The organism is Delftia sp. SD018, from assembly GCF_017355445.1.
In the GTDB taxonomy this organism is placed as follows: domain Bacteria; phylum Pseudomonadota; class Gammaproteobacteria; order Burkholderiales; family Burkholderiaceae_C; genus Comamonas; species Comamonas acidovorans.
Genome location: NZ_JADDRN010000014.1, coordinates 37,746 through 63,525, shown reverse-complemented (window position 1 = coordinate 63,525; position 25,780 = coordinate 37,746). Strand labels below are relative to the sequence as shown.

At 66.5% G+C, this 25,780-nt stretch carries 25 protein-coding genes and 1 tRNA gene; 10 read left to right on the top strand and 16 right to left on the bottom strand.

Annotated elements, in window-relative coordinates; translation table 11 throughout:
* Positions 1 to 50: 50 nt before the first annotated feature.
* Positions 51 to 1,298, bottom strand: coding sequence for a CaiB/BaiF CoA-transferase family protein (locus INR38_RS15390; protein WP_207442025.1), 1,248 nt, complete (start codon positions 1,296 to 1,298; stop codon positions 51 to 53).
* 200 nt (positions 1,299 to 1,498) lie between these two features.
* Positions 1,499 to 2,695: an acyl-CoA dehydrogenase gene (locus INR38_RS15385; RefSeq protein ID WP_013803645.1), complete on the bottom strand. Its 1,197-nt coding sequence runs from the start codon at positions 2,693 to 2,695 to the stop codon at positions 1,499 to 1,501.
* A gap of 229 nt (positions 2,696 to 2,924) precedes the next feature.
* Between INR38_RS15385 and INR38_RS15380 the strand changes: the two genes are divergently transcribed.
* On the top strand, positions 2,925 to 3,872 hold the full coding sequence (locus INR38_RS15380; RefSeq protein WP_012204131.1) for a LysR substrate-binding domain-containing protein: 948 nt from the start codon (positions 2,925 to 2,927) through the stop codon (positions 3,870 to 3,872).
* Positions 3,873 to 3,992: 120 nt separating this feature from the next.
* On the opposite strand, the gene INR38_RS15375 is transcribed toward INR38_RS15380, so the two are convergent.
* Both INR38_RS15375 and INR38_RS15370 read right to left on the bottom strand, forming a co-directional pair.
* Positions 3,993 to 4,739, bottom strand: coding sequence for an LrgB family protein (locus tag INR38_RS15375; protein ID WP_207442027.1), 747 nt, complete (start codon positions 4,737 to 4,739; stop codon positions 3,993 to 3,995).
* Positions 4,736 to 5,113, bottom strand: a complete 378-nt coding sequence (locus INR38_RS15370) for a CidA/LrgA family protein (RefSeq protein WP_016448957.1) — start codon at positions 5,111 to 5,113, stop codon at positions 4,736 to 4,738. Before INR38_RS15370 ends, INR38_RS15375 begins: the two co-directional genes overlap by 4 nt.
* A 256-nt stretch (positions 5,114 to 5,369) precedes the next feature.
* Here INR38_RS15370 and INR38_RS15365 point away from each other — a divergent pair, with 256 nt between their 5' ends.
* Positions 5,370 to 5,591, top strand: a complete 222-nt coding sequence (locus tag INR38_RS15365; RefSeq protein WP_012204134.1) for a hypothetical protein — start codon at positions 5,370 to 5,372, stop codon at positions 5,589 to 5,591.
* A gap of 644 nt (positions 5,592 to 6,235) precedes the next feature.
* Here the strand turns inward: INR38_RS15365 and INR38_RS15360 are convergent.
* Positions 6,236 to 6,320, bottom strand: a tRNA-Leu gene (locus tag INR38_RS15360).
* A 39-nt stretch (positions 6,321 to 6,359) separates the two neighbouring features.
* Between INR38_RS15360 and cysM the strand changes: the two genes are divergently transcribed.
* From cysM to INR38_RS15345, 3 genes are all read left to right on the top strand, one after another.
* Complete coding sequence (cysM, locus tag INR38_RS15355; RefSeq protein ID WP_017407070.1) at positions 6,360 to 7,265, top strand: cysteine synthase CysM; 906 nt, start codon at positions 6,360 to 6,362, stop codon at positions 7,263 to 7,265.
* 77 nt (positions 7,266 to 7,342) lie between these two features.
* Positions 7,343 to 7,945 carry an NUDIX hydrolase gene (locus INR38_RS15350; RefSeq protein WP_013803642.1) on the top strand — a complete coding sequence of 201 codons (603 nt, stop codon included), beginning with the start codon at positions 7,343 to 7,345 and terminating at the stop codon, positions 7,943 to 7,945.
* A 26-nt stretch (positions 7,946 to 7,971) separates the two neighbouring features.
* Entirely contained in the window at positions 7,972 to 8,199 is a 228-nt protein-coding gene (locus INR38_RS15345) for a sulfurtransferase TusA family protein (RefSeq protein ID WP_012204137.1), read from the top strand.
* 85 nt (positions 8,200 to 8,284) lie between these two features.
* On the opposite strand, the gene galU is transcribed toward INR38_RS15345, so the two are convergent.
* From galU to INR38_RS15330, 3 genes are all read right to left on the bottom strand, one after another.
* Complete coding sequence (gene galU / locus INR38_RS15340; protein ID WP_063326888.1) at positions 8,285 to 9,172, bottom strand: UTP--glucose-1-phosphate uridylyltransferase GalU; 888 nt, start codon at positions 9,170 to 9,172, stop codon at positions 8,285 to 8,287.
* An 11-nt stretch (positions 9,173 to 9,183) separates the two neighbouring features.
* Positions 9,184 to 12,096, bottom strand: a complete 2,913-nt coding sequence (locus INR38_RS15335) for a valine--tRNA ligase (protein ID WP_207442030.1) — start codon at positions 12,094 to 12,096, stop codon at positions 9,184 to 9,186.
* A 184-nt stretch (positions 12,097 to 12,280) separates the two neighbouring features.
* Positions 12,281 to 12,907, bottom strand: a complete 627-nt coding sequence (locus INR38_RS15330) for a VOC family protein (protein ID WP_034391240.1) — start codon at positions 12,905 to 12,907, stop codon at positions 12,281 to 12,283.
* A 246-nt stretch (positions 12,908 to 13,153) separates the two neighbouring features.
* On the opposite strand from INR38_RS15330, the gene INR38_RS15325 reads away from it, so the two are divergent.
* The 3 genes from INR38_RS15325 to INR38_RS15315 are packed head-to-tail and all read left to right on the top strand — an operon-like array spanning position 13,154 to position 14,707.
* Complete coding sequence (locus tag INR38_RS15325; RefSeq protein ID WP_207442031.1) at positions 13,154 to 14,047, top strand: cation diffusion facilitator family transporter; 894 nt, start codon at positions 13,154 to 13,156, stop codon at positions 14,045 to 14,047.
* A 38-nt stretch (positions 14,048 to 14,085) separates the two neighbouring features.
* Positions 14,086 to 14,334, top strand: coding sequence for a DUF1272 domain-containing protein (locus INR38_RS15320; protein ID WP_012204142.1), 249 nt, complete (start codon positions 14,086 to 14,088; stop codon positions 14,332 to 14,334).
* A gap of 19 nt (positions 14,335 to 14,353) precedes the next feature.
* A complete protein-coding gene (locus INR38_RS15315; protein WP_207442032.1) occupies positions 14,354 to 14,707 on the top strand; it encodes a hypothetical protein in 354 nt (117 codons plus the stop codon).
* 15 nt (positions 14,708 to 14,722) lie between these two features.
* Here INR38_RS15315 and INR38_RS15310 read toward each other — a convergent pair whose 3' ends face one another.
* From INR38_RS15310 to INR38_RS15300, 3 genes are read right to left on the bottom strand one after another with little or no spacing between them, the layout of a single operon-like run.
* A complete protein-coding gene (locus tag INR38_RS15310) occupies positions 14,723 to 15,130 on the bottom strand; it encodes a DUF2809 domain-containing protein (RefSeq protein ID WP_207442034.1) in 408 nt (135 codons plus the stop codon).
* A 20-nt stretch (positions 15,131 to 15,150) separates the two neighbouring features.
* On the bottom strand, positions 15,151 to 15,498 hold the full coding sequence (locus INR38_RS15305; protein ID WP_207442035.1) for an antibiotic biosynthesis monooxygenase: 348 nt from the start codon (positions 15,496 to 15,498) through the stop codon (positions 15,151 to 15,153).
* Between the two features lie 34 nt (positions 15,499 to 15,532).
* The gene (locus INR38_RS15300) at positions 15,533 to 16,162 is read right to left on the bottom strand and encodes an FMN-binding negative transcriptional regulator (protein ID WP_207442036.1); all 630 of its coding nucleotides are present in this window, start codon (positions 16,160 to 16,162) and stop codon (positions 15,533 to 15,535) included.
* 101 nt (positions 16,163 to 16,263) lie between these two features.
* On the opposite strand from INR38_RS15300, the gene INR38_RS15295 reads away from it, so the two are divergent.
* A complete protein-coding gene (locus INR38_RS15295) occupies positions 16,264 to 17,784 on the top strand; it encodes a PLP-dependent aminotransferase family protein (RefSeq protein WP_242699081.1) in 1,521 nt (506 codons plus the stop codon).
* Between the two features lie 30 nt (positions 17,785 to 17,814).
* Here the strand turns inward: INR38_RS15295 and INR38_RS15290 are convergent, their stop codons facing one another.
* Positions 17,815 to 21,444 (bottom strand): hypothetical protein, encoded by a 3,630-nt coding sequence (locus INR38_RS15290; RefSeq protein WP_242699080.1) that lies wholly within the window; start codon positions 21,442 to 21,444, stop codon positions 17,815 to 17,817.
* A 90-nt stretch (positions 21,445 to 21,534) separates the two neighbouring features.
* Here INR38_RS15290 and INR38_RS28715 point away from each other — a divergent pair, with 90 nt between their 5' ends.
* A complete protein-coding gene (locus tag INR38_RS28715) occupies positions 21,535 to 21,954 on the top strand; it encodes a hypothetical protein (RefSeq protein WP_242699079.1) in 420 nt (139 codons plus the stop codon).
* Positions 21,955 to 22,316: 362 nt separating this feature from the next.
* On the opposite strand, the gene INR38_RS15285 is transcribed toward INR38_RS28715, so the two are convergent.
* The 4 genes from INR38_RS15285 to INR38_RS15270 form a co-directional block, all read right to left on the bottom strand.
* A complete protein-coding gene (locus INR38_RS15285) occupies positions 22,317 to 22,895 on the bottom strand; it encodes a YceI family protein (RefSeq protein ID WP_012204149.1) in 579 nt (192 codons plus the stop codon).
* A 69-nt stretch (positions 22,896 to 22,964) separates the two neighbouring features.
* Positions 22,965 to 23,537, bottom strand: coding sequence for a YceI family protein (locus INR38_RS15280; protein WP_034391259.1), 573 nt, complete (start codon positions 23,535 to 23,537; stop codon positions 22,965 to 22,967).
* A gap of 92 nt (positions 23,538 to 23,629) precedes the next feature.
* The gene (locus tag INR38_RS15275) at positions 23,630 to 24,223 is read right to left on the bottom strand and encodes a cytochrome b (RefSeq protein ID WP_071954686.1); all 594 of its coding nucleotides are present in this window, start codon (positions 24,221 to 24,223) and stop codon (positions 23,630 to 23,632) included.
* Between the two features lie 237 nt (positions 24,224 to 24,460).
* Positions 24,461 to 25,768 carry a heme biosynthesis HemY N-terminal domain-containing protein gene (locus tag INR38_RS15270; RefSeq protein ID WP_207442040.1) on the bottom strand — a complete coding sequence of 436 codons (1,308 nt, stop codon included), beginning with the start codon at positions 25,766 to 25,768 and terminating at the stop codon, positions 24,461 to 24,463.
* Positions 25,769 to 25,780 lie beyond the last annotated feature (12 nt).

Here is a 25,780-nt window from a genome sequence, read left to right as displayed (position 1 = left end):
GCGGTGCTTGGGCTGAGAAATGTGGAGGCGGTGCTGCGCGGCGCTGGCGATCAGACCACGCCGCGCGAGCGCAGCGCCTGGATGGCCATGGGCGCAATGCCCAGCTCGCCCAGCACTTCATCGGTGTGCTGGCCCAGGGAGGGCGGTGCGCTGCGCAGCACGGGCGGGGTATCGCTCAGCCGCATGGGGCTGGCCACGCCGGCGATGCGCGAGATGCCGTCGCCGGCCTCGCGCGGCAGCTCGACGCGTATGCCGCGTGCGCGCACCTGCGGGTCGTCGAAGGCCTGGGCGATGGTGTTGATGGGGCCGCAGGGCACGGCCTTGTCTTCCAGCAGCGCAATCCATTCGGCCGTGCCGCGTGTCTTCATGAGGGGCACCATCCGCTCCAGCAGCGCCTGGCGGTTGCGCACGCGCGCGGTGTTGGTGACAAAGCGCTCGTCCTGCGACCAGCCGGCTTCGCCGACGGCGGCGCAAAAGCGCGCGAACTGCCCGTCATTGCCAATGGCCAGCAGCACGTTGCCGTTGGCCGTGGCGAAGTCCTGGTAGGGCGCCAGGCTAGGGTGGATGTTGCCGGCACGGCCCGGCGATTCGCCCGTGGCCAGAAAGCCGGCGGCCTGGTTGGCCAGCACGGCCATGCCCACGTCGAGCAGGGCCATGTCGATGTGCTGGCCCCGGCCCGAGGCCTGGCGCGCATGCAGCGCGGCCAGGATGGCATTGCTGGCATACAGGCCCGTGAAGACATCGATCACGGCCACACCCACCTTGAGCGGGCCGCCTCCGGGCGCCTCGTCGGCATGGCCGGTGATGCTCATCAGCCCGCACATGGCCTGCACCATGAGGTCGTAGCCCGCGCGCTCGGCATACGGGCCGGTCTGGCCGAAACCCGTGACCGAGCAATAGATCAGGCGCGGGTTGAGCGCCTTGAGGCTTTCGTAGTCCAGCCCGTACTGCGCCAGGCCACCGACCTTGAAGTTCTCCACCAGCACATCGGCCCCGGCCGCCATCTGGCGAATCAGCTGCTGCCCATCGGGGGTGGACATGTCGATGGTGACCGAGCGCTTGTTGCGGTTGCAGGCCGTGAAATAACTGGCCTCCTGCGTGGCCTGGCCATCGTCGCGCGGCAGGAACGGAGGCCCCCAGTGGCGCGTGTCATCGCCGGCCACGGGCCGCTCGACCTTGATCACATCGGCACCCAGGTCGGCCAGCGTCTGCGTGCACCAGGGCCCGGCCAGCACGCGGGAAAGATCAAGCACCTTGATGCCGGCCAATGCGGCCGGCGCGGAGGATGTGGAGGACATGAGAGGGAAGAAATATGAGCGCGCCCGATGCCGCTGGTAGTTCAGCTGAGTGCTTGAGCTTCCATCCCCCATAGCGTGCGAGACGGACGCTGCCCAAGCGAGAGACGCCGAGCAAGAGCCGCCTCGCGGCGAGGGCGTCGTCCCCCTCCCTTGCGGAGCAAGTAGAGAGGGGGAAGCCGCGCAGCGGCTCAGGGGGAGCTTCAGTTCGAAAACGCTGCGATGCCGGTCTGGGCCCGGCCCAGGATCAGCGCATGCACATCGTGCGTGCCCTCGTAGGTGTTGACCACTTCCAGGTTGACCAGGTGGCGGGCCACGCCGAACTCGTCGCTGATGCCGTTGCCACCCATCATGTCGCGCGCCATGCGGGCGATGTCCAGCGACTTGCCGCAGTTGTTGCGCTTGATCAGCGAGGTGATCTCGATCACGTTCTGGTGCTCGTCCTTCATGCGGCCCACGCGCAGCGCGGCCTGCAGGCCCAGGGTGATCTCGGTCTGCATGTCGGCCAGCTTCTTCTGGATCAGCTGGTTGGCAGCCAGGGGGCGGCCGAACTGCTTGCGGTCCAGCGTGTACTGGCGCGCCGTGTGCCAGCAGAACTCGGCTGCGCCCAGGGCGCCCCAGGCGATGCCGAAGCGTGCGCTGTTCAGGCAGGTGAAGGGGCCCTTGAGGCCGCGCACCTCGGGGAAGGCGTTTTCCTCGGGAACGAAGACGTCGTCCATCACGATCTCGCCCGTGATGGAGGCGCGCAGGCCCACCTTGCCGTGGATGGCCGGGGCCGACAGGCCCTTCATGCCCTTGTCCAGGATGAAGCCGCGGATCTCGCCCACATGGCCGTCCTCGGTCACTTCCTTGGCCCAGACCACGAACACGTCGGCCACGGGGCTGTTGGTGATCCACATCTTGTTGCCCTTGAGGCGGTAGCCGCCGTCCACCTTGTAGGCGCGGCTGGACATGCTGCCGGGGTCGGAGCCGTGGTCGGGTTCGGTCAGGCCGAAGCAGCCGATGAACTCGCCGCTGGCCAGCTTGGGCAGGTACCTGTTCTTCTGGTCTTCGGTGCCGAATTCATTGATGGGCACCATCACCAGCGAGCTTTGCACGCTGGCCATGGAGCGGTAGCCCGAGTCCACGCGCTCGATCTCGCGCGCCACCAGGCCGTAGCTGACGTAGTTCAGGCCCGCGCCGCCGTACTGCGTGGGGATGGTGGGGCCCAGCAGGCCCAGCTCGCCCATCTCGCGGAAGATGCTCACGTCGGACTTTTCGTGGCGGAACATTTCCAGCACGCGGGGGGCCAGCTTCTCCTGGCAGTAGGCATGGGCCGCGTCGCGGATCATGCGCTCGTCTTCGCTCAGTTGCTGGTCGAGCTGGAAGGGGTCATCCCATTGGAAGCTGTTGCGGGCCATGGCGTGGTTTCTCCAAAAAACAAAGAGGTCAAGGGCGGGTCGCTGCCATATGCCAAAGCCGGGCAGGCTGTGGCCATGGAGCGTTGTTGCGACGCATCTTAGAAGCGGGCCTGCGCGTGGCGCAAACGATGTTTGTTCATCCATGAATGCGTAAAGCGCATGTATGGATTCCATGTTGCGGGTTATTCCCTATGATGTGTGCCATTGGAGTGCGTTGAATTCATGAGATATGCGTAGAGCCCTGCCATCCACCCAAGCCCTGGCCTGCTTTGAATCGGCCGCCCGGCACATCAGCTACACGCGTGCGGCGCAGGAACTGTCGCTCACGCAAAGCGCGGTATCGCGCCAGATCATTGCGCTGGAGGAGTTCCTGGGCGTGCAGCTGTTCCGGCGCACGCGCCACGGCGTGCTGCTGACGGAGGCGGGCACGCAGTACGCACAGCAGGTCTCGCGCTGGCTGCACGGCCTGGAGCGCGACACGCTGGACATCATGGCCCACCAGGGCGAAGGCGGGCCGCTCAACCTGGCGGCCGTGCCCACCTTCGCCACGCGCTGGCTGCTGCCGCGCCTGCCGCAGCTGGCGCGCGAGCATCCCGAGGTCACGGTGCACATCGACGTGCAGACGCGGCCCTTCCTGTTTGCCGATACCGTGTTCGACGCCGCGCTCTATGCAGGCACGCCCGAGCAGGTGGCGCGCTGGCCCGGCGTGCAGGCGCAGTGGCTGATGGATGAAGAGGTGGTGCCCGTGTGCAGCCCGCAACTGCTGGCCACGGCCCAGGCGCGCGAGCCGGGCCGCGCTTGGCTGCCCGTGGGGGCGGACATCGTGGCCCGGATGCCGCTGCTGCAGCAAAGCACGCGGCCCTACGGCTGGCAGCAGTGGTTCGATGCCATGGGCGTGGCCGCGCCGCGCGCGCTGGACGGCATGCGGCTGGAGCTGTTCTCCATGCTGGCCGTGGCGGCCAGCCAGGGCCTGGGCGTAGCGCTGATGCCACCCATGCTGATCGAGCAGGAACTGGCGCGCGGCGACCTCATCATTGCCTGCCCCCAGCCACTGCGCGGCAACCGTGCCTACTACCTGGTCACGCCGGCCCTGGCGCCCGATGCGCAGCCCGCGCCCGCCCTGCGCGTGTTCTCGTCATGGCTGCAGCAGCGCGCCAGGGAGCACCGGCCTGCCTGAAAATTAAGCAGGCTTTGGATTGTTCAACGATGACAGTCACTTAACTGACTTATCCTTGCTGCTGGCGGCGCTTGTCCACAGGCTTGTGGGGGTGTCTCTGGGGAAAACCCGCAATCGCGCTCAAAACCAGGGCAGCACGGCCAGGCACAGCGGCATGACCACGGCCGTGGCCACGCCGTTCAGGCCCATGGCCAGGGCCGAGAAGGCGCCCATGGTCGGATTCACCTGCAGCGCGCGTGCCGTGCCAATGGCGTGGGCTGTAAGTCCCAGGGCAAAACCCTGCACGGCTGGGTCATCGCTGCGCACCAGGCGGATCAGCAGCGGCGCCATCATCGTGCCCGCAATGCCGGTGATGGCCACGGCCACGGCCGCCAGCGAGGCCGGCCCGCCAAAGCGCTCGGCCATGGGCAGGGCGATGGGAATGGTGGCCGACTTGGGCGCCAGCGCCACCAGTGTCTGCACCGTCGCTCCCAGGCTCCAGCCGATCAGCAGTGCCGACAGCAACGCCACCACGCAGCCCACGGCCAGCGCCACGCTGATGGGCAGCCACAGCGCGCGTATGCGCTCGCGCTGGGCGTACAGCGGAATTGCCAGCGCGACGGTGGCCGGGCCGACCAGCAGTCCCAGCAGCGAGACGCCGCTGCGGTAGCTGGCATAGGAGGTGCCCGTGGCCAGCAGCACGCCCACGATGACGACCACAGCCGTGAAGACGGGAATCAGGAGCGGATGGTTGCCGCTTCTGCGGTACAGCGCCGTGGCCGCCAGGTAGACGGCCATGGTCAGCACCAGCCAGGGCAGATGGGCGGTGGAGGCGTTGCCGGACAGCGATTGCCAGGCGCTGTGCCAGTGGGTGGTGAGCGCGCTCATGCCTTGTCTCCCTGGCTGGCGGCCGCTTCGCGGGCGCGCTGGCGCTCCAGGCACCAGCGGAAGGTGAAGGCCGTGGCCAGGAAGGTAATGGCCGCACCGGCCACGCAGGCGATCACGAAGGGCTGCCATTCGCGCGACAGCCGGTCGAACTCCAGCATCACGCCTGCAATGACGGGAATGAACAGCAGCATCATGTTCTGCAGCAGCACGCCGGCGGCCTTCTCCAGCGACTCGGGCAGGCGGCCGTGCAGCAGCAGCGCCGCCAGCAGCAGCAGCGTGCCCACGAGCGCGCCCGGAAGCGGCAGCCCCGTGAGCTGGACGATGGCCTCCCCCAGCAACTGGAAGGCGAACAAGGCGGTGATGGCGTACAGCATGAAAACCTGAATTCCTGGGTCAGATGGGTGAGGGAGCGGCCAATGGGGCGGGTGCGGCAAGAGCGTGGATCGCCCGTTGTCAGGCCGGGGCCTGGCCCTGGCGCCTGTGGGACGCCGCCGCAAAGCGTGCAATCATCGCCCACAACTCGAAAAAAGGTGCGGCCACCGATTGCGCGGCTCCCGGGCCAAGGCTATGTTTGGGTCCGTGCCCCCTAGAGTCCTGGGGCATGAGACTTTGAATAGCGAAGGAGTAGCGATGGCCGAAACCACATATCACGCACCCGTATACGAGCCGACGGTGGATGAACTCGAAGTGCTCAAGAAGCTGGAGATGGGCGAGCCCGTGTCGCTGGAAAGCGCGGCGCGCGAGCATCTGTCCAAGAGGCTGCGCGAGCGTGGACTGGTCGAAGTGGACAGCAGCCATCAATGGCACATCACGGCGGCAGGGCGCGCGCAGATCCGCCGCACGGATGCCTGAGGCAAGGTGTGTCAGGCGCCTTCCGAATCGAGGGTTTTCCCTTGGATCTGGAGGTTGCCTGATTTGCAGGCAGCTTAGCCTGCGGCCAGTGAATGCAAGCACTTGGACGCCTCGTTCACTTGCTGTTCACTGATTATCCACAGGGTTGTTCAATGGATCTGTGGAGAAAGAAAGCCACCCCAGGGTGGCTTTTTTCATGGGCTTTTACAGGCCCGAGCCGTGGGCGCACCGGGCTGGTGCCCGCGCTGGGCAAGGGCTGCATGACGGTGGTGCAAGTGGCGGTTTTCAGAGGGAAGGTGCTGAATTTGACGCAGGGCTGCAGCCCTGCCTGCAGGCTGGGATGGTGCTGCTTCAAGCAGGCTTCAGCATGGGCCAAGGTCCAGGCCTGGCAGGCCTTGAGAGGCGGTTGATGCCAAAGTTGTACACAGGTTGGGCCCTGTGCGGCGAAAAGCGCGCAGGCGTCATCCCGCCCAAGGCATGAGGACGCAGGATCGGTGCAGGCTGGAAGGCCTTGAAATGCAGTGCAGCCGTTGAACACGGCTGGATGCAAAGGGGCTTGAGGTTTGTGCGGACGCTGTGAAGACAGCGGCCGGAAAAGAAATAGCCGAAAAAGCAGGTGACTGCTTTTTCGGCTACGTAATCTCTGGTGCCCGGGGCCGGAATCGAACCGGCACGCCTTGCGGCGGGGGATTTTGAGTCCCCTGCGTCTACCAATTTCACCACCCGGGCTACTTAGCGCAGGGGCGAATTATGGCACAGTGTGAGGCTATGAAAATTTATCCGACCATCGAAGACGCCATCGGCCGCACGCCCCTGGTGGCATTGCAGCGCATCGGTGCGCAGTCTCGCCAGGAACGTGGCAACGTGGTGCTGGGCAAGCTGGAAGGCAACAACCCGGCCGGTTCGGTCAAGGACAGGCCGGCCCTGTCGATGATCCGCCGCGCCGAAGAGCGCGGCGACATCAAGCCCGGCGACACGCTGATCGAGGCGACTTCGGGCAATACCGGCATTGCGCTGGCCATGGCCGCCACGATCAAGGGCTACCGGATGGTGCTGATCATGCCCGAGGACCTGTCCATCGAGCGTGCCCAGACGATGAAGGCCTATGGCGCCGAGCTGATCCTCACGCCCAAGAGTGGCGGCATGGAATACGCGCGCGACCTGGCCGACCAGATGGTGGCCCAGGGCAAGGGCGTGGTGCTCGACCAGTTCGGCAACCCCGACAATCCGCGCATCCACTACGAGACCACGGGCCCCGAGCTGTGGGAGCAGACCGGCGGCGAGATCACGCATTTCGTGAGCGCCATGGGCACCACGGGCACGATCACCGGCGTGGCGAAGTTCCTCAAGGAAAAGAACCCGGCCATCCGCATCGTGGGCGCCCAGCCGGCCGAAGGCTCGCGCATCCCCGGCATCCGCAAGTGGCCCGAGGAATACATGCCCAAGATCTACGACGCCTCGCTGATCGACGAGACCGTGCTCGTGGGCCAGGACGATGCCGAGGACATGGCGCGCCGCCTGGCGCGCGAGGAAGGCATCTTTGCCGGCATCTCTGCGGCGGGCGCCTGCTGGGTGGCCCAGCAGATTGCCGAGCGCGAGAACAACGCCACCATCGTCTTCGTGGTCTGCGACCGCGGCGACCGCTATCTGTCCACGGGCGTCTTCCCCGCCTGACGCAGCGACAGGCCCGCCTTCCGGCGGGCCTTCCTGTTTGCATTGAGCCAGGACAGCAAAAAACCAGGAACAGCCCCATGCACTATGAAACCCGCTATTGCACGCACTGCGCAACGCCCCTGCAGTGGGTGATCCAGGCCGAGGACGGCGGCGATGTATCGCGCCTGCGCTGCCCCGAGTGCGGCTGGACGCACTGGAACAATCCCACGCCGGTGCTGGCCGCCATCGTGGAGCTGGACGGCAAGGTGCTGCTGGCGCGCAATGCGGCCTGGCCCGAGAAGGTCTTCGGCCTGATCACGGGCTTCATGGAAGCCGGCGAGTCGCCCGAGGAGGGCGTGGCACGCGAGGTGGCGGAGGAAACCGGCCTGCAGGCCGAGTCGCTGGAGCTGATCAGCGTGCATGAGTTCCTGCGCATGAACCAGGTGATCATCGCCTTCCATGTGCGCGCCAGCGGCCAGGTGCGGCTGTCGCCCGAGCTGCTCGAGTACCGCCTGCTGGAGCCTGAGAAGGTGCAGGCCTGGCCTTCGGGCACCGGCATGGCGCTGGCCAAGTGGCTGCGCAGCCGGGGGCATGATCCTGTGATCCGTGACTTCTGGAAGCGTGCCGAGCAGGCCCAGGAGGCTGAAGCGAGTCGCGCCGATCAAGACACTGCTGCCGGCCTCAGCCGCGATGCCGCCTAGAATCCCAGGCTCAAGAGGTGCATCCGATGGAAATTCACAAGGAAATCGACACGCGCGGGCTCAACTGCCCGCTGCCCATTCTCAAGGCCAAGAAGGCGCTGGCCGAACTGGACAGCGGCCAGCTGCTCAAGGTGGTGGCCACTGACACGGGCTCGCTGCGCGACTTCCAGGCCTTTGCCAAGCAGACCGGCAATGAACTGGTGGAGCAGCAGACCGTGGGTGCGGAGTTCATCCATATCCTGCGCCGGCGCTGAGCGGCTGCACGCGGTTCGCTCCAAAGAAAAAGGCCTGCTTTCGCAGGCCTTTTGCATGGGGCAGGGGCGGCTCTGAGGCCCGGCCTCAGATGCTCAGGCCCTGCAGGTATTCGCGGAAGCTCGCGCCCACATCCTCATGCTGCAGCGCCAGTTCCACCGTGGCCTGCAAAAAGCCTTCCTTGCTGCCGCAGTCGTAGCGCTTGCCCTGGTACTGGAAGGCGTAGACGGCTTCATGGGCCATCAGGCGTTCGATGGCGTCCGTCAGCTGGATCTCGCCGCCCACGCCCTTGGGCTGGTTGCGGATCTCCTCGAAGATGGCCGGTGTCAGCACGTAGCGGCCAGCCACGCCCATGCGCGAGGGGGCCTTCTCGGGCGCAGGCTTTTCCACGATCTTCTCGATGCGCATCAGCGAACCGCCGGCCGGCTCGCCAGCCACGATGCCATAGCGCTTGGTCTGCTCCAGCGGCACTTCCTGCACGGCCAGCAGGGAGCGGCCCTGCTTGTGGAAGGCCGATGTCATCTGCGCCATCACGCCGGGGCCGCCGGGCTCGCCCACCATCAGGTCGTCGGCCAGCAGCACGGCAAAGGGCTCGTTGCCCACCAGCGGCTCGGCGCACAGCACGGCATGGCCCAGGCCCAGGGAGCGCGGCTGGCGCACGAACAGGCAGTTCATGTCGGCGGGGCTGATGCTGCGCACCAGCTCCAGCATGGCCTGCTTGCCGGCGTTCTCCAGCTCGTTTTCCAGCTCGTAGGCGGTGTCGAAATGGTCCTCGATGGCGCGCTTGCTGCGGCCGGTGACGAAGATCATGTCGCGGATGCCGGCCTCGTAGGCCTCTTCCACGGCGTACTGGATCAGCGGCTTGTCCACCACGGGCAGCATCTCCTTGGGAGAGGCCTTGGTGGCGGGCAGAAAGCGCGTGCCGAGCCCGGCAACGGGAAACACGGCTTTGCGGACACGGGTCTGGGTGCTCATAAACGGATCTTTCAACCCAGGCGGGCGAGTTGTTCCTGGATGCGGATCAGCGTGGCGCCGAAGTCGGCCACGCGCTTCTTTTCCTGGTCGATGACGGCCGGGGGCGCCTTGGCCACGAAGGCCTCGTTGCCCAGCTTGGCATTGGCCTTGGTGATCTCGCCTTCCAGGCGTGCGGCTTCCTTGGACAGGCGGGCCTTTTCGGCGGCCACGTCGATCTCCACGAACAGCGCCAGGCGCGCCTCGCCCACCACGCAGACCGGGGCGGCCTGGGCGGCCTCGGCCCAGGCGGCTTCGTCGTCGAACACCTTGACCTCGCTGAGCTTGGCCAGGTTTTGCAGTACGGCGGCATTGGTGCGCAGGAACTGCGACTCATCGGCCGAACTGGCTACGGCCAGCAGCGGCAGGCGCTGGGCCGGCGACACGCCCATCTCGCCGCGCAGCGTGCGGCAGGCGTCGATCATCTGCTTGATGCGGCCCACGTAGGCGATGGCGGCCTCGTCGATCTTCTCGGGCTGGGCCTCGGGGTAGCGGGCCACGGCCACGGACTCGCCGGGCAGGCCGGCGACCGGGGCGACCTTCTGCCACAGGGCTTCGGTCACGAACGGGATGATGGGGTGGGCCAGGCGCAGGATGGCCTCCAGCGTGCGGATCAGCGTGCGGCGCGTGGCGCGCTGCTGGGCCTCGCTGCCGGTCTGGATCTGCACCTTGGCGATTTCCAGGTACCAGTCGCAGAACTCGTTCCAGACGAAGTCGTACAGCGCGTTGGCCACGTTGTCCAGGCGGAATTCGGCAAAGCCCTTGACCACTTCGGCCTCGACCTTCTGCAGCTGCGAGGCGATCCAGCGGTCGGGCTGGCTGAACTGCATGTAGCCCGCGAACTCGCCGCCGGCCTGGCATTGCTCCTTGGTGTGGGGCAGCAGGCCGCAGTCATGGCCTTCGCAGTTCATCAGCACGAAGCGGCTGGCGTTCCACAGCTTGTTGCAGAAGTTGCGGTAGCCCTCGCAGCGCTTGCTGTCGAAGTTGATGGAGCGGCCCAGCGAGGCCAGGGCCGCGAAGGTGAAGCGCAGCGCGTCGGCGCCGTAGGCGGGAATGCCCTCGGGGAATTCCTTTTGCGTGTTCTTGCGCACCTGGGGCGCGGTCTCGGGGCGGCGCAGGCCCTGCGTGCGCTTGTCCAGCAGGGTGTCCAGGTCGATGCCGTCGATCAGGTCCACGGGGTCGAGCACGTTGCCCTCGGACTTGCTCATCTTCTTGCCCTGGGCGTCACGCACCAGGCCATGCATGTAGACATGGCGGAAGGGCACGCGGCCCGTGAAGTGCGTGGTCATCATGATCATCCGGGCGACCCAGAAGAAGATGATGTCGTAGCCCGTGACCAGCACCGAGCTGGGCAGGTAGAGGTTGTAGTCATCGTCGGCCGCCTCGGTCTGGTTCGGCCAGCCCATGGTGGAGAACGGCACCAGGGCCGAGGAGTACCAGGTGTCCAGCACGTCCTCGTCACGCGTGAGCGTCTTGCCGGGGGCCTGGGCGCGGGCTTCTTCCTCGGTGCGGGCCACGTAGACCTTGCCGTCCTCGTCGTACCAGGCGGGAATCTGGTGGCCCCACCACAGCTGGCGCGAGATGCACCAGTCCTGGATGTTGTTCATCCACTGGTTGTAGGTGTTGACCCAGTTCTCGGGCACGAACTGCACCTGGCCGCTGGAGACGGCATCGATGGCCTTCTGCGCGATGGACTTGCCCGTGGCATCGCCTTCGCCCACCTTGTTCATGGCCACGAACCACTGGTCGGTCAGCATGGGCTCGATCACCTGGCCCGTGCGCGTGCAGATGGGCACCATGAGCTTGTGCTTCTTGGTCTCGACCAGCAGGCCGGCCGCGTCCAGGTCGGCCACGATGGCCTTGCGCGCCACGAAGCGGTCCATGCCGCGGTACTTCTCGGGCGCCTCGTCGTTGATGGTGGCCGTGAGCGTCAGCACGCAGATCATCGGCAGGCCGTGGCGCTGGCCCACGGCGTAGTCGTTGTTGTCATGCGCAGGCGTGACCTTGACCACGCCCGTGCCGAACTCGCGGTCCACGTAGTCGTCGGCAATGATGGGGATCTCGCGGCCCACCAGGGGCAGGATCACGGTCTTGCCGATCAGCGCCTGGTAGCGCTCGTCCTCGGGGTGGACCATCAGGGCTGCGTCGCCCAGCATGGTTTCCGGGCGCGTGGTGGCCACCACGAGCTGGCCCGAGCCGTCGGCCAGCGGGTAGGCGATGTGCCACAGCGAGCCGTCCTTCTCCTCGTTCTCGACCTCGAGGTCGGAGACGGCGGACATCAGCTTGGGGTCCCAGTTCACCAGGCGCTTGCCGCGGTAGATCAGGCCCTGCTGGTACAGGCGCACGAAGGTCTCGTTGACGATTGACGACAGCTTGTCGTCCATGGTGAAGTACTCGCGGCTCCAGTCCACGCTGTCGCCCATGCGGCGCATCTGGCCGGTAATGGTGTTGCCGCTCTGGTTCTTCCACTCCCAGACCTTGCTCACGAAGTTCTTGCGCGCCTCGGGAGGCGTCGCGCCCATGTCGTGGCGGCTGGCGATGCCCTGCTCCTGCAGCTGGCGCTCCACCACGATCTGGGTGGCGATGCCCGCGTGGTCGGTGCCGGGAACCCAGACCGTGTTGTGGCCCTTCATGCGGTGGTAGCGCGTGAGGCTGTCCATGATGGTCTGGTTGAACGCATGGCCCATGTGCAGCGTGCCTGTCACATTGGGCGGCGGCAGCTGGACGGAGAACGATGGCTGGGATGCATCTGCCTGGCCCGTGCCGCGCACGCCGGCTGCGCCGTAGCCGCGCTTTTCCCATTCAGGGCCCCATTGGGCCTCGATGGCGGCGGGTTCAAACGATTTGGACAGGCTGTCGAGGCCTGGCTGGGCAATGGTGTCGCTCATGGCTTGCTTGCGGGGAATTGTGCGAATGGCGTTTGGCAAATGAAAACGGCATCCGTTGAAGGGATGCCGTCTGCATATGCGAAATGGATGACGGTTTGACGGGGATTCTACCGACCCCGTCCGCCTGCCTGTTCGCCGGGTTTTATTGAGAGCGTGTTGTGCACTTTAAAGTGCACAACACGCTCTAGGCTGCATCGGGCACGAACTCGGGCCGGTCGTTGCTCTGGGGCTTGAGCGGCTGGGCGGCCTTGCCTTCGGCGCGTTCCTTGCGCCATTGCTCCTTGCGTGCCGTCCACTCGTTCAGGCGGGCGTGGGCGGTGGTGCTTTCGCGCGCCATCTGCACTTCGTCGGCCAGCTGGGCCGACAGCTCCAGGCGGATGCCGTTGGGATCGAAGAAATAGATGCTCTTGAAGATGTGGTGGTCGGTCACGCCCAGCACCTCGATGCCATGCGCCACCAGGCGGGCCTTGGTGTTCTCCAGTTCCTCGACGGTGTCCACGCGGAAGGCGATGTGGTTGATCCACAGCGGCGTGTTGGGCGAGGGCAGGGCCTTTTCGTCATCGCCGATGTCGAAGAAGGCGATGAACGAACCATCCTTCAGGCGGAAGAAGAAGTGCGTGTAGGGGCAGTACTCGCCCGTGCTGGGCACGTAGTCGCTCTGGATGATGTGGTAGAGCGGCAGGCCCAGGATGTCCTCGTAGAAGTGGCGGGTCTCCTCGGCATCGCGGGCCTTGTAGGCGTAGTGGTGCAGCTGCTGCACGGCGGCGGGCGGTGGCAGTGTGGACAGGTCGGGACGGGCGCTTGTGTTCATCGAATGTCTCCTTGGTGGATGATGTGATTCTACTATTCGTAATCAATTTACCTAAATGAAATGTTGCGATGGATTGCAGGGATATGCGCGCTGCGGTGTTTGGGCCACCTGCGGTGCCAGTTGTCGGCAGCACTTGACCTTCAAGTCACTTCACGCTTTCTCATGGAGGTCCGTGCCCCTGCCTGCCATGGACGCCATCGATGCAGCGGCCCTCTGTTCACAACCGTTTTCAAGTCAAGGAATCTCATGAGCGACAGCCATCAGCACGGCGACGTGCGTGCCCTGCCGGAATCCCGCCTCTGGTTTGCCTTCGGATTGACCGGCACCTTCATGGTGGTGGAAATCATCGGCGGCATGGTCACGGGCAGCCTGGCCCTGATCTCCGACGCCATGCACATGCTGACCGACGCGATGGCGCTGCTGCTGGCCCTGGTGGCCATACGCGCCGGCCGCAAGGCAGCCGACCTGCTGCGCACCTACGGCTATGCGCGCTTCGAGATCCTGGCTGCCGCCATCAATGCGCTGGTGCTGCTGGGCGTGGCCTTCTACATCCTGTATGAGGCCTACCGCCGGCTGTCGGCACCTGCAGAAATCCAGTCCCTGGGCATGATGGCGGTGGCGGCCGTGGGCCTGGTGATCAACCTGCTCTCCATGCGCCTGCTGTCGGGTGGCAAGGACGAGAGCCTGAACGTGAAGGGCGCGTACCTGGAGGTATGGGCGGACATGCTGGGTTCGGTCGGCGTGCTCGCCGGTGCCGCGCTGATCTGGCTGACGGGCTGGCGGTGGATCGACTCGGCGGTGGCCGTGGGCATCGGCTTCATGGTGTTTCCGCGGACCTGGACCCTGCTGCGCGAGTGCATCAACATCCTGCTGGAAGGCGTGCCCTCGGGGATGAGCCTGCAGGCGGTGCGCGAGACGATTTCGGGCACGGCGGGCGTGGCAGCGATCCACGATGTCCACCTGTGGGCGGTCACGCAGAGCAAGCCCATGCTGACCGGCCACGTGGTGCTGCTGCTCGGCGCGGACGGCGAGCAGGTGCGCCGCGATATCGAGGACAGGCTGCAGGCCGGCTTCGACCTGCACCATACGACGCTGCAGATGGAGCGCGAGGATCGCTCCTCGGCAGAGCACATCCACTAGGATGCCCAGTCTTCATGGACCCCACCCGGAGTGCACCGATGCTTGAGCTTCGACCCAACTGCGAATGCTGCGACAAGGACCTGCCGCCAGAGTCTGCCGAGGCTCGCATCTGCACCTTCGAGTGCACGTTCTGTGCCGGCTGTGCGGATCATGTGCTGCACGGCGCCTGCCCCAACTGCGGTGGCGAGCTGGTGGCCAGGCCGCGCCGGCCGGCGGACAAGCTGGAGCGGTATCCGGCCTCGACGAAGCGGGTGCTAAAGGCCGGCGGTTGCGCTGTACGGGCCTGATCCGGCGCGGAGCCATCGATTGCAGTACCAGTACCACGATGGATTGCTGGAGCAGGTGCGCCTGGATGTGGCGGCCCGGAGCGTGGAACTGTGCTTCTTTCTCTATGCCGTGTTCGACAGGCCGCAGGCCAGGGTAGCCATCCGCTTTGAACGGATCTTCAACTTTCCTACCGTGCAGGCGTACTTTGCCGACGTCCAGCGCGACGCAGCCGCAGAGATGGATGACTGCCTGGACCGCTGCGAAGTGCTGCAGCGGGATACGAAGAGGCCTTCGTCAGCAAGGGCGCAGCATCTGTTCTTGCAGCTGTCCCACTATGGGCGGCTGAAAATCCACTGCGAATCCGTTGTCGAGGAGCTTGTTCCAGAGCCGTAGCGGACCGCTGCGGGTTTATGCCGTGAAGACGGGGCGCCTGCGGCCACGGAACGCAGCCTCCACCGCCAGCACGGCTGCAAAACCCATCACATAGGCCAGCACATCCCACCAGTCGGCCGTGCTGCCCAGCACGATGCGCAAAGCGCGGTTGGGAATGTGCAACTGGAAGGTCGATGCCAGGAACTGGCCCAGCTCCACCAGCAGGCCCACGCACAGCGCGGCCGACGCCAGCGTCAGCACGCGCGCGGCGATCACGGTCTTGAACACGGCATAGACCCAGGCCACGGCCAACACGTCGCCGAAGAAGCTGCGCACCCAGCCCCAGCGCGCGCCGACGGTGGCCAGCAGCACGAGCAAGACAAACAGGGCCACCGCCCACGCCAGGGAAACAGGATCAAAACGCCATCGCATGGCCGCCATCATCGGGCCAAAAGCGGGTCCGGTCAGCGAGCCGGGTGCGCAGTGCCTTGCGCAGCGGTGGCCAGCGGGTGCGCTATCCCGCCATCGCCGTAGCTGCCCACCACTTGGGCGATCACCACCTGGTAGCCCTTGAGCCAGCGCGCCTGCTGCTGCTTGGCTTCGAGGTGCGCAGGGTGGCGCATCAGTTGCTGCAGCGCCTCCCAGGTCTGCCAGTAGTAGACGTTGGAGACCAGGCCTGTGGCGGGGTTCTCCCAGGCCTCTTCGCCCAGGTAGCCGGGGATGGCGCGGGCGATCTCGGCGATCCGGCCGTCAAGGACATGGAATGGCGCGTCGTATTCGCCCGGCGCGAAGGTGAAGGTGGATGTGTACATCGGCGGTTGGCAATCTGTGTGAGGATGGCAGGCGCTAGAGGCGCGGCGCCGCATCCATGGCGCTGGCCAGCGGCTCCTGTCCGCGCTCGCGCAGCGCGCCGATGGCGCCGTCCAGGTCCCGGGCCTGCCGGTTCTGGCTGAGCTTGGCCTTGCCCTCCAGGCGGGTGATGCGGATCTGCAGGCCGACGATGGCCTGCAGCATGCCGTCGATGAATTCACGCGGCGAGTCGGACATCTTCCAGGGCTGGGCCTGCGATGCCTCATGGACCCGCGTGAGCCGCCCGACCAGCCCGCGCACGAATTTCTCGTCGTCATGGATGCTGATTTGCCCGTGCACATGCACAGCCTCGTAGTTCCAGGTGGGCACCAGGCGGTGCGTCTCGTGCTTGCTTGGATACCAGCTGGGCGAGATATAGCCTTCGGCTCCACGGAAGACGACCAGCACCTCGGCGCCGTCGCGGCACTGCTGCCAGATGGGATTGGCGCGGGCCACATGGGCGCTCAGCGTGCCCATCTCCCCTGGGTCCGCATCCAGCAGGAACGGCAGGTGGTTGGCGTCCAGCACGCCGTTGGCCTGGGTGACGAGCGTGCCCAGGGGGTGGCTGCGGATCAGGCCGTGCAGGCTGTCGGAATCGGTGAGGGAGAAATGGGCGGGCGTGTACATGGGCGCTTCCTGGGCTGGTGTGCCGGCATCGGGGGAAAGCGGACTATCCACCATCCCTGGCACAATGAAAAATCCAGTTTCGTGATTTTTTGGCAGACCAGTTGAAATCCGCTCTCACCCGCCATGCCGGTGCAGCGCCCGGCGCCCGCACCCTCCACGAATGGCTGAAATCACAGGTGGCCGACGGCAGCTTGGCCGTGGGCGCACGCCTACCCTCCACCCGCGCCCTGGCGCTGGACCTGGGCGTGTCGCGCACCACCGTCACGGCCGCCTACGAGCAGCTTGCGGCCGAAGGCTATCTGGAGACCGCTCCAGGCAGCAGGGCGCGCGTGGCGGCTGGCGCGGCGCAGCGCAGCCGTGCGCGCAGCATGCCGTCAGCGGCCCAGCAGCACGGCAGTCCGCGGCTGTCTTCCTATGGGCAGCGGGTGGATGCGCTGGCGTCAGCCCTGCCGCCGGCAGCAGGCGATGGTGGGCCAGCCCCGATCGACTTTCTCTACGGCGCCCTGGCCTTTGACGACTTTCCCACGCTGGCATGGCGGCGCGCCTACAACCGCGCCATCGTGCAGCGCCAGTCTTCCCTGTCCTACGACGCGCCCGAAGGCGAGCCGGCGCTGCGCATGGCGCTGCAAGGCTATCTGCGCAGGGCGCGGGGGCTTGTCTGTTCGGCCGATCAGATCGTGGTGGTGCAGGGCTCGCAGCAGGCCATCGACCTGTGCGCGCGCGTGCTGGTCGATCCGGGCGAGACCGTGCTGATGGAAGAGCCCTGCTACCTGATGGCGCGCCGCGTGTTTGAGGCCCAGGGCGCATGCCTGCAGGAAATGGCCGTCGATGAACAGGGCCTGGATACCTCGGCGCTGGCCGGGCGCCAGGCGCGGCTGGCCTATGTCACGCCCTCGCATCAGTTTCCGCTGGGCGGCGTGCTGCCCATAGGCCGCAGGCAGCAACTGCTGGCCTGGGCGCGCGCCACGGGTGCCTGGATTCTGGAAGACGACTATGACGGCGAATTCCGCTACGGGCTGCGCCCCATCGACGCCCTGCAGTCCATTGACGAGGTGGGTTGCGTCATCCATGTCGGCACTTTCTCCAAGGCCTTATCGCCGCAGATGCGCATGGGCTACCTGGTGCTGCCGCCGTCCCTGGTGCCCGTTTTCCGGGAAGCCCGGCGGCTGGCCGACCGGCATGCGCCGCGCCTGGACCAGCTGGTGCTGGCCGCGCTGATCGAGGACGGCAGCTACGAGCGCCATGTGCGCGCTGCCCGCCGTCGCAACGAAGGCCGGCGGGCGGCATTGCTGCAGGCGCTGGAGCGGCACTTGCCGGGCGCGGTGCAGGTCGAAGGCTCGGCCTCCGGCCTGCATGTGGTGGCCTGGGTGCCTGCCGTGCATCAGCGCGATGAGATTGCCCTGGTGCGGTTGGCGAGAGAGCGTGGCGTGGGCGTTCGCCCCATCTCGCCGCTCTATGCGGCCGGTGATGCCCATCGCCGCCAGTCCTGCGCCGGGCTGGTCCTGGGTTATGCGAGCCTGCAGCCGCAGGCCATCGAGCAAGGGGTGCGCAGGCTGGCAGGCGTGGTGCGGGATGGACAGAAAAAAGGCGCGGCCTTCGAGGCCCCGCCTTGCCGACGCTGAGGTTTCCGGGTGTTGCCGCAGCGCCTGCAATCAGGTGGCGCTGCAGAGAATGAGCGTGGAACTCACGCTGCCAGCGGGCTTCCCGCCTGTGCCCGCATAGCCGTTGGGCAGCGTCGTCGAGCCATTCAGCGTGAAGGCGACGCTGATGGACAGCGTGGTTCTGAACGCGATCGTGGCCCCTGCCGGCAGTGCCGAGGTCAGGGTGACCTGGCGGGAGGTTGCGGAAAGTACCGACACGTTGGCTGTGCCTCCCGTCACACTGAACACACCGATGTTGGCAACTCCCGAACCGATGATGGTCACCGTGGTGCCGACGGGAAGCGGCGCAGAGCCTGCCGTGAGGGTGAAGCCGGGGCCAAGGACGCCAAGCACACCACAGCTGCCATCGAGGTGGTAGGCGCCAATGTCGATGGAACCCGAGACCGTGATCGACAAGGCTGCGGTGTCGGTGTTGCTGCCCTGGATGGTGACATTGGTCGGCCCCTCGTCCGAACCTGCGGTGAAGGTCACCGTGCAAGTCCCCCCGGCCGGCAGCGACAGCCCGCAGGTGTTGCCGGAAACGGACAGCCCACTGCCGCCGGGGATGGTGGCGCCGATATTGGCGGCGGCATTCGATCCCGTGTTGGTGATGGTCACGAAGCCCGTGCCGCCAGTAGCAATCGTCAGGGTCGATGCGGAGATTCCCAGCGTGGTCGTGGTGCTGGGCGCCGTCACGGTGAACTGCACTGACGTTGCCGTGGTGTTGCTGCCAGCGAAGCTGATGGCCGTCGGACCTTCCGGCGTGGCTCCAGTCAGCGTGATCGTGCAATTGGCCCCCGCTGCCAGCGATGAACCACAGGTGTTGGCCGACACCGTGATGCCGCTGCCTGCTGGAATCGTGGCCTGAACGTCGAGCGCAGGGGCCCCACCGTTGTTGGTGATGGTCACCGAGCCCGTTGTCCCTGTGTTGAACGACACGGGCGTGGTGGACATGCCCAGCGTGGTCGGCGTGACGGGCGCCGTCACCGTGACCGGCACGGTCGTGGCCAGCGTATTGCTGCCGCCGAAGCTGATGGCCGTGGGGCCTTCGGCGGCGGCCGCAGTCAGGGTGATGCCGCAGCTGGCCAAAGAGGCGAGTGCGGCACCGCACGTGTTCGACTGCACGGTGATTCCGCTACCGGCCGGCGCCGTGGCGGTCACGTTGAAGGCTGCAGAAGCGCCGGTGTTGCTGATGAGGACCGTTGTCGAGCCGCCCGCAGCGAACGACAGCGGAGCGCTGGGTATCGAAAGCGTGGCCGTGGGAACGGGCACCGTCACCGTGACCTGCACGGTCGTGGTGGGCGTATTGCTGCCGCCAAAGATGACCGCGGTCGGGCCTTCTGCGGCCGCAGCCGTCAGCGTGATCGTGCAGTCGGCCCCGGGGGCCAGGGAGATGGGGCAGGTGCTGGACGCCACCGTGATGCCGCTGCCGACCGGAATGGTGGCTTGCACGTTGAACGCCGGTGCGGGCCCGTTGTTGGTGATGGTCACCGTGCCCGCTCCGCTGGTGCCAAACGACACGGGTGCGGCGGGAATGTCCAGCGTGGTCGGCGCGACGGGGGCTGTCACCGTGACCGGCACCGTCGTCGCCGGTGTGTTGGTGCCGCCGAAGCTGATGGCGGTCGGCCCTTCGGCCGCAGCGGCCGTCAGCGTGATCGTGCAGCTGGCAGCGGGGGCCAGGATGGCGGGGCAGGTGGTGGTGGACACCGTGATGCCGCTGCCGGCCGGGATGGTCGCCTGTACGTTGAACGCGGGTGCGCTTCCGCTGTTGGTGATGGTCACCGAACCTGCACCGCCGGTGCCGAACGACAGGGGTGTCGTGGGAATGTTCAGCGTGGTGGGCACGACGGGGGCTGTCACCGTGATCGGCACGGTCGTGGCCGGCGTGTTGCTGCCGCCGAAGCCGATGTCGGTCGGGCCTTCGGCCGCAGCGGCCGTCAGCGTGATCGTGCAGCTGGCAGCGGGGGCCAGGATGGCGGCGCAGGTGGAGTTGGACACCGTGATGCCGCTGCCGGCCGGAATGGTGGCCTGTACGTTGAACGCGGGTGCGCTTCCGCTATTGTTGATGGTCACCGAGCCTGCGCCGCCGGTGCCGAAGGACACGGGGGCAGTGGGAATGTTCAGCGTAGTCGGCGTGACAGGGGTCGTCACCGTGACGGGCACCGTCGTGGCCGGCGTGTTGCTGCCGCCAACGCCGATGTTCGTGGGGCCTTCCGGTCCTGCCGCCGTCAGTGTGATGGTGCAGCTTGCGCCCACCGGCAGTGACGCCGGGCAGGTGGAGGAGGCCACCGTGATACCGCTGCCGACCGGAATGATGGCCCGCAGATTGAACGCAGGCGCCGTTCCGTTGTTGGTGATGGTCACCGAGCCTGCGCCGTAGGCGCCGAGCAGCACGGGTGCCGGGGGAACGGTAGGCGCGGTTGGCGCGACGGGTGCGGTGACCGTGACCTGTGCGGTAGCGGCGGGCGCATTGCTGCCGCCGAAGCCGATGTTGGTCGGGCCCTCGGCCGAAGGGGCAGTCAACGTGATCGTGCAATTGGCCGAGGGAGCCAGGATGGCGGCGCAGGTGGTGTTGGACACTGTGATGCCGCTGCCCGCCGGAATGCTGGCCTGCACATTGAACGCAGGTGCGCTGCCGCTGTTGGTGATGGTCACCGAGCCAGCACCGTTCGCTCCGAAGGACAGGGACGCCGAGGGAATGGTCAGCGTCGCGGGCAGGACGGCAGTCGTCACCGTGACGGGCACGGGCGTGGAAGCCGTGTTGCTGCCGCCGAAGCCGATGGAGGTCGGGCCTTCCGCCGAGGGGGCTGTCAGCGTGATCGTGCAGCTGGCCGAGGGAGCCAGGAGGGCGGGGCAGGTGGTGTTGGACACCGTGATGCCACTGCCCCCCGGAATGCTGGCCTGCACATTGAGCGCAGGTGCGCTGCCGCTGTTGGTGATGCTCACCGAGCCGGCGCCGCCCGCTCCGAAGGACACGGACGTCGCAGGAATGTTCAGCGTCGTGGGCGTGCCGGTTGCCGACACCGTGACCGGCACGGAAGTGGACGCCGTATTGCTGCCGCCGAAGCCGATGGCGGTCGGGCCTTCCGCCGAGGGGGCGGTCAACGTGATCGTGCAGTTGGCAGAGGGTGCCAGGGCGGCAGGGCAGGTGGTGTTGGACACCGTGATGCCACTGCCCGCAGGAATGCTGGCCTGCACATTGAGCGCATTTGCGCCGCCGCTGTTGGTGATGGTCACCGATCCCGTGCTGCCCGCCGCAAACGACAGCGGCGTGGCGGGAATGCTCAGTGTGGTGGTCGGGGCCGGGCCACCTGTCACGGTGACCGGGGTGGTGGTGGCAGCGGCGTTGCTGCCGGCAATGCTGACCGTGGTCGGGCCTTCCGCCGCGGGTGCCGTCAGGGTGATGGCGCAGCTGGAGCCCGCAGGCAGCGTTGCCGCGCAGCTGTTGGAGGAGATGGTGATGCCGCTGCCTGCGGGAATGGTGGCCTGCACATTGAGCGCTGCCGAGCCGCCGCTGTTGCTGACGTTCACCGTGCCGGTGCTGCCTGCGGCAAATGACAGGCCCGCGCCGGGAACGCTGAGCGTGGTGGGGCTGGCGCCAGCCGTGGCCTGGGCCGCCTCGGCGCGGCAAATGGTTTCCACATTCACCCGGCATGTGCCATTGGGCGCAATGGTGTTGCCCACGGCGCAAAGAGGCGGGGGCGATGCGGGCGGTGCCCCTGGTGGCATGAGATGGGTGAAGCCCGAGGGAAAACACTGATTCAAATTCGGTGGCTGAATGGCGGTGATTTTGAGTGCCACACCGGAATCATTGGTGAAATCTTCTGCAGAAAATCCATTGATATTGCCGCCATTGACAATTTGCGCAACGAGCAATGGCCGTGTCTCACCCGCCGGGTTGGTAAAGCTGCCCGTCAATTGGGCACGCAGATCGGGGCTGTGCCACAGCGTGGCGCACACGATGGCGCTGGTGCACAGCGCCATGAAGAGCGCCCGGTGCTGCCGGTTGCGCAGCACCAGCCAAGCGGCCATGGCCAAGCCTATGGCAAGGGCCAACAGACTCCAAGGGTTGTCCACCGGAATCGCGGTTGCCGCGACGGCGGCAGCCGGAGCGACCGTGATGCTCTGGGCATTGGCGGCCATTGGGAATGAATGGGCGGCAATGGCGGCGACAACGGCGGGGGCAATGGAGATCTGCTTCATGGGTGAATGCCAGGGAGTGATCGGAAAATGAAATTTAAAGTAAGTTTTTTGGAGTATGTCTATTTGTATCTATCGATATCGAGGAATCGTTATGCTGCGACTTCTCAATGACCGTGAAATCGCTATCAATTTGATGCATTTGCAAAGGCCGCCAATGTGCTCGCTGTGCCTCTGTGGATCAGGTGCGAATGGAGGGCATTGGCAAGGTCTTTTCCGGGAATTCAGGAAAGGCAAAAAAAAGCCCGTGACCGGCTTGCGGATCACGGGCTTTGGGCGGCAGCGCCCTGAAAGGCACTGCGGCGAATGCGGGTTTACTGCTGCTTGACCGCTTCGATGGACATCACCAGGCGCACTTGCTTGGGGAAGCCATAGTCCACGCCGTAGTTCACGCCGAAGGCGGTGCGGTCGATCACGGCTTCGAAGTCGCCGCCGCAGGTCTCACGCTTTTGCAGCATGGCGTTGGGGTAGCAGGTGAACTTGTTGGCCTTGATGGTCACGGGCTGGGTCTTGTCCAGGATGGTCAGGTGGCCGGTGACTTCCTTGAGCTTGTCGCCGTCGAAGACGAACTTGTCGGAGACGAACTTGGCCTGGGGGAACTTGGCCACGTTGAAGATGTCGGCGCTCTTGAGGTGCTTGTCGAAGGCGGCGGTGCCCGAGCTCAGCGATTCCATTTCCAGCACGACTTCGACCTTGCCGGCCTTGGCGTCACGGTCGAATTCCACGGTGCCGCTCTTCTTGTCGAAGCGCACGCGGTTGGTCGAGGCGCCGTTGTGGTCGATCTCGAACGTGGCGAAGGTGTGCGTCGGGTCGATGGCGTAGGTTGCGGGAGCAGCCTGGACAGCGGTGGCGAACAGGCCGGCAATGGCCAGGGCAAACACGGAAGTGCGCATGAAAGAACTCCTAGGTTGGGGTTGCACGAAACGGGAAAGAAAATGGCCGATCTTGGGCAGGGACGCGGCTTACAGCTTGCCCACGCCGGTCAGTGCGAGCTTGAACTGCACCTGCACCTCGTCGGCCACCATGGAGGTATCGCCCCATTCGCCTTCGCCGATCTTGAATTGCAGGCGCTTGAGCGGCAGCGTGCCGGTGGCCGTGGTCGTGGTGCCGGACTGGGCCAGTTGCACGGGAATGCTCACGTTCTGGACCTGGCCCTTGATGCTGAGCTTGCCGTCCACCTGGTACTTGCCGCCGCCCAGCGCCTTGACGGCGGTGGAGTCGAACACGGCCTGCGGGAATTTGGCGACGTTGAACCAATCCGCCTTGGGCAGTTCGGCGTCGGTTTCCTTGGCGCCCATGGTGGCGCTGCCGGTGTCCACGGTGAAGCGGATCTTGCTGGTGTCGGGCTTGGCCGTGTCGAACTGGACCTGGGCATCGAACTTCTTGAAGTGGCCCTGCAGGGGCACGCCCATCTGCTTGGCCGTGAAGTTCACGGCGCTCTGGGCGGGCACGAGCTTTTGCTCGGCCAGTGCCGCTTGGGAAGCCAGGGCCGCAGCGGCCAGGGCGATGGTGGTCAGCGTGGAGGAAAAGCGCATGGCGAGACTCCTAGGGGTCGGGAAGGTCCGGTCAGGGGGTGGCTGGGGCCGGATGGACACCGGCCCTGGCTGGCGAGAGGTTGGCGAAAGGTTCAGGCGCGGCCCGGCAGCATGCGGGAGATCAGGCCGTCGCGGTCGATGAACTGGTGCTTGAGGGCGGCGCCCACATGCATGGCAATCAGCACGACCAGGGCCCAGGCCGCCCAGCCGTGCAGGGGCTTGAGGGTTTCCGCCAGTTCGGGGCTGGCGCTCACGAAGTCAGGCAGGGGCAGCATGCCGAGGAAGACGATGGGAAAGCCGGCCGCCGAGCTGTAGGCCCAGCCCAGCAGGGGCACGGCGAAGAACAGCAGGTACATGGCGTGGTGGGTGCCGTTGTGGGCCCAGTGCTGCCATTGCGGCATGGCGTGGGCCACGGCGGGCGGCAGCTCGGGCGGGCGGTGGGTGACGCGCCAGAGCAGGCGCAGCAGGCTCAGCGACAAAAGCGTGACGCCCAGCCACTTGTGCCAGTTGTACAGCTTCAGGCGCGAGGGGGAGAACGGCAGGCCGGTCATGTACCAGCCTAGGCCCAGGGCGGCGATCAGGCCCAGTGCCAGCACCCAGTGGGCGGCCATGGCCACGCCGGTATAGCGCGTGGCTCTGGAGGAGGATTTTGCTGGCGCGTTGGCGCGGGCTGAGGACTCTGTCATGGATGGCGGCAGGCTTTGGAACCGTTCAGGGCCCCTGTGAAGGGGCCCTGGATGGCAAAAAGGGTGCGGTGCGCTCTGCGAGAACTTCGTGCACTGCGGACAACGTGCAGTGTAGGAAGCGGCAAATCCAAAAGAGTTCAGCGGTATTGACGGCTCAATTCAAAAAAGATGAAGGCCGCAGCACCGGTGGTGCCCGCAGCACCCGCAGCACCCGCGTTACGCGCGGGCTGCAGGAGTTCAGGGCCGGGCGGGATCGGCGGGCAGCATGACCACGGCCTGCGCCGCCTGCTTCCATGCGGCTGCGGCTGCGCCGGCATCGCCCCGGTGCTCGGCCATCAGGGCCAGGCGCTGCCAGGCACGGGTGCGCAGTGCGCTTTCCTGCAGATGGGGCGCAGCGCGCAGCAGCAGTTGCTGGGCCTTGCCCCAGAGCTGGCGCTGCACGCAGGCCATGCCGGCCAGGTATTGCAGGCGGGGTTCGCGCGGATGGCTGTTGGTGGCCGCCTCGATGCGTGCCAGCCAGGTGCCGTCCAGGCCGTCCAGGCAGGGCTCCAGCACCTGGACCAGGCGCGGCAGATGCGATTCGCTGCGCGGGCCGGCATGGGACAGCAGGCGTTCCCACACGGGCAGCAGCCAGGCGCGGGCCTGCGCGGCCTCGCCGCCCAGGGCCATGAGGCGCGATGCGGCCGGCAGCGCGATCTCGGGCATGGCACGTTCCTCACCGTCCAGCGACAGCCAGAAGTGCTGCAGCTGCGTGGTGTCGCGTGCCTCGTTGATGCTCTCCAGCACCAGGCCGCGCACCACGCTGGCGGCAGCCGCTGGCGAGAAGGCGCGGTGCTTGGCCAGCAGGCGGGCCGTGTCCAGCGCCGTCGATGTCTGGCCGGCCAGGCGCGAGGCCTTCAGGCGGATGCGCAGCGCGATCGTGCGGCGTGCCGCGCCCTGGGGCAGTTCGGCCAGGCGACGCAGCGCGTCAGCTGCGTCGCGGTCGTCCAGGGCCCAGCGCGCGGCGCGCATCTGGGCGCCTTCGCGCATTTCCTGCTCCTGGGCATTGCCCTGCGCCGGTGCATTGGCCAGGACTTCGCGCCAGTGGTGGTCGCGCTGCGGGCTGTCCTGCAGGGCGTGGGAGGCATCGGCGGCCACCATGTGGGCGGCCGCACGCAGCCGCGTGCCGTGCGGCACGGCGGCATGGGCCTCGGCCAGGGATTCCTCCATCGCCAGGGCGGCCAGTGCCGACTTGCGTGCGCGCAGGAAGCGGCCGGCCTGCTGGTGCGACAGGGCTTCCAGCAGGCTGTGGTGCATGGCGCGCTCTTTTTGCTGGCTGCGCCAGCGCCGTGCCTGGTGCGGCATCTGCAGCAGCGCGGCCAGGGCGCGCAGCGCGGCATACAGCAGCACGAAGGCCAGCACGATGATGGCAATGGCCAGGTTCAGGGACAGGTCCAGCCGGTAGGGCGCCCAGAACAGGGTCACCGTGCCCTGGTTGGAGCCCGCGAACAAGGCGGCCGCAACGGCCATGCCGAACAAACCGATCAACCACAGTGCAGCGCGCATTCGTCTGTCTCC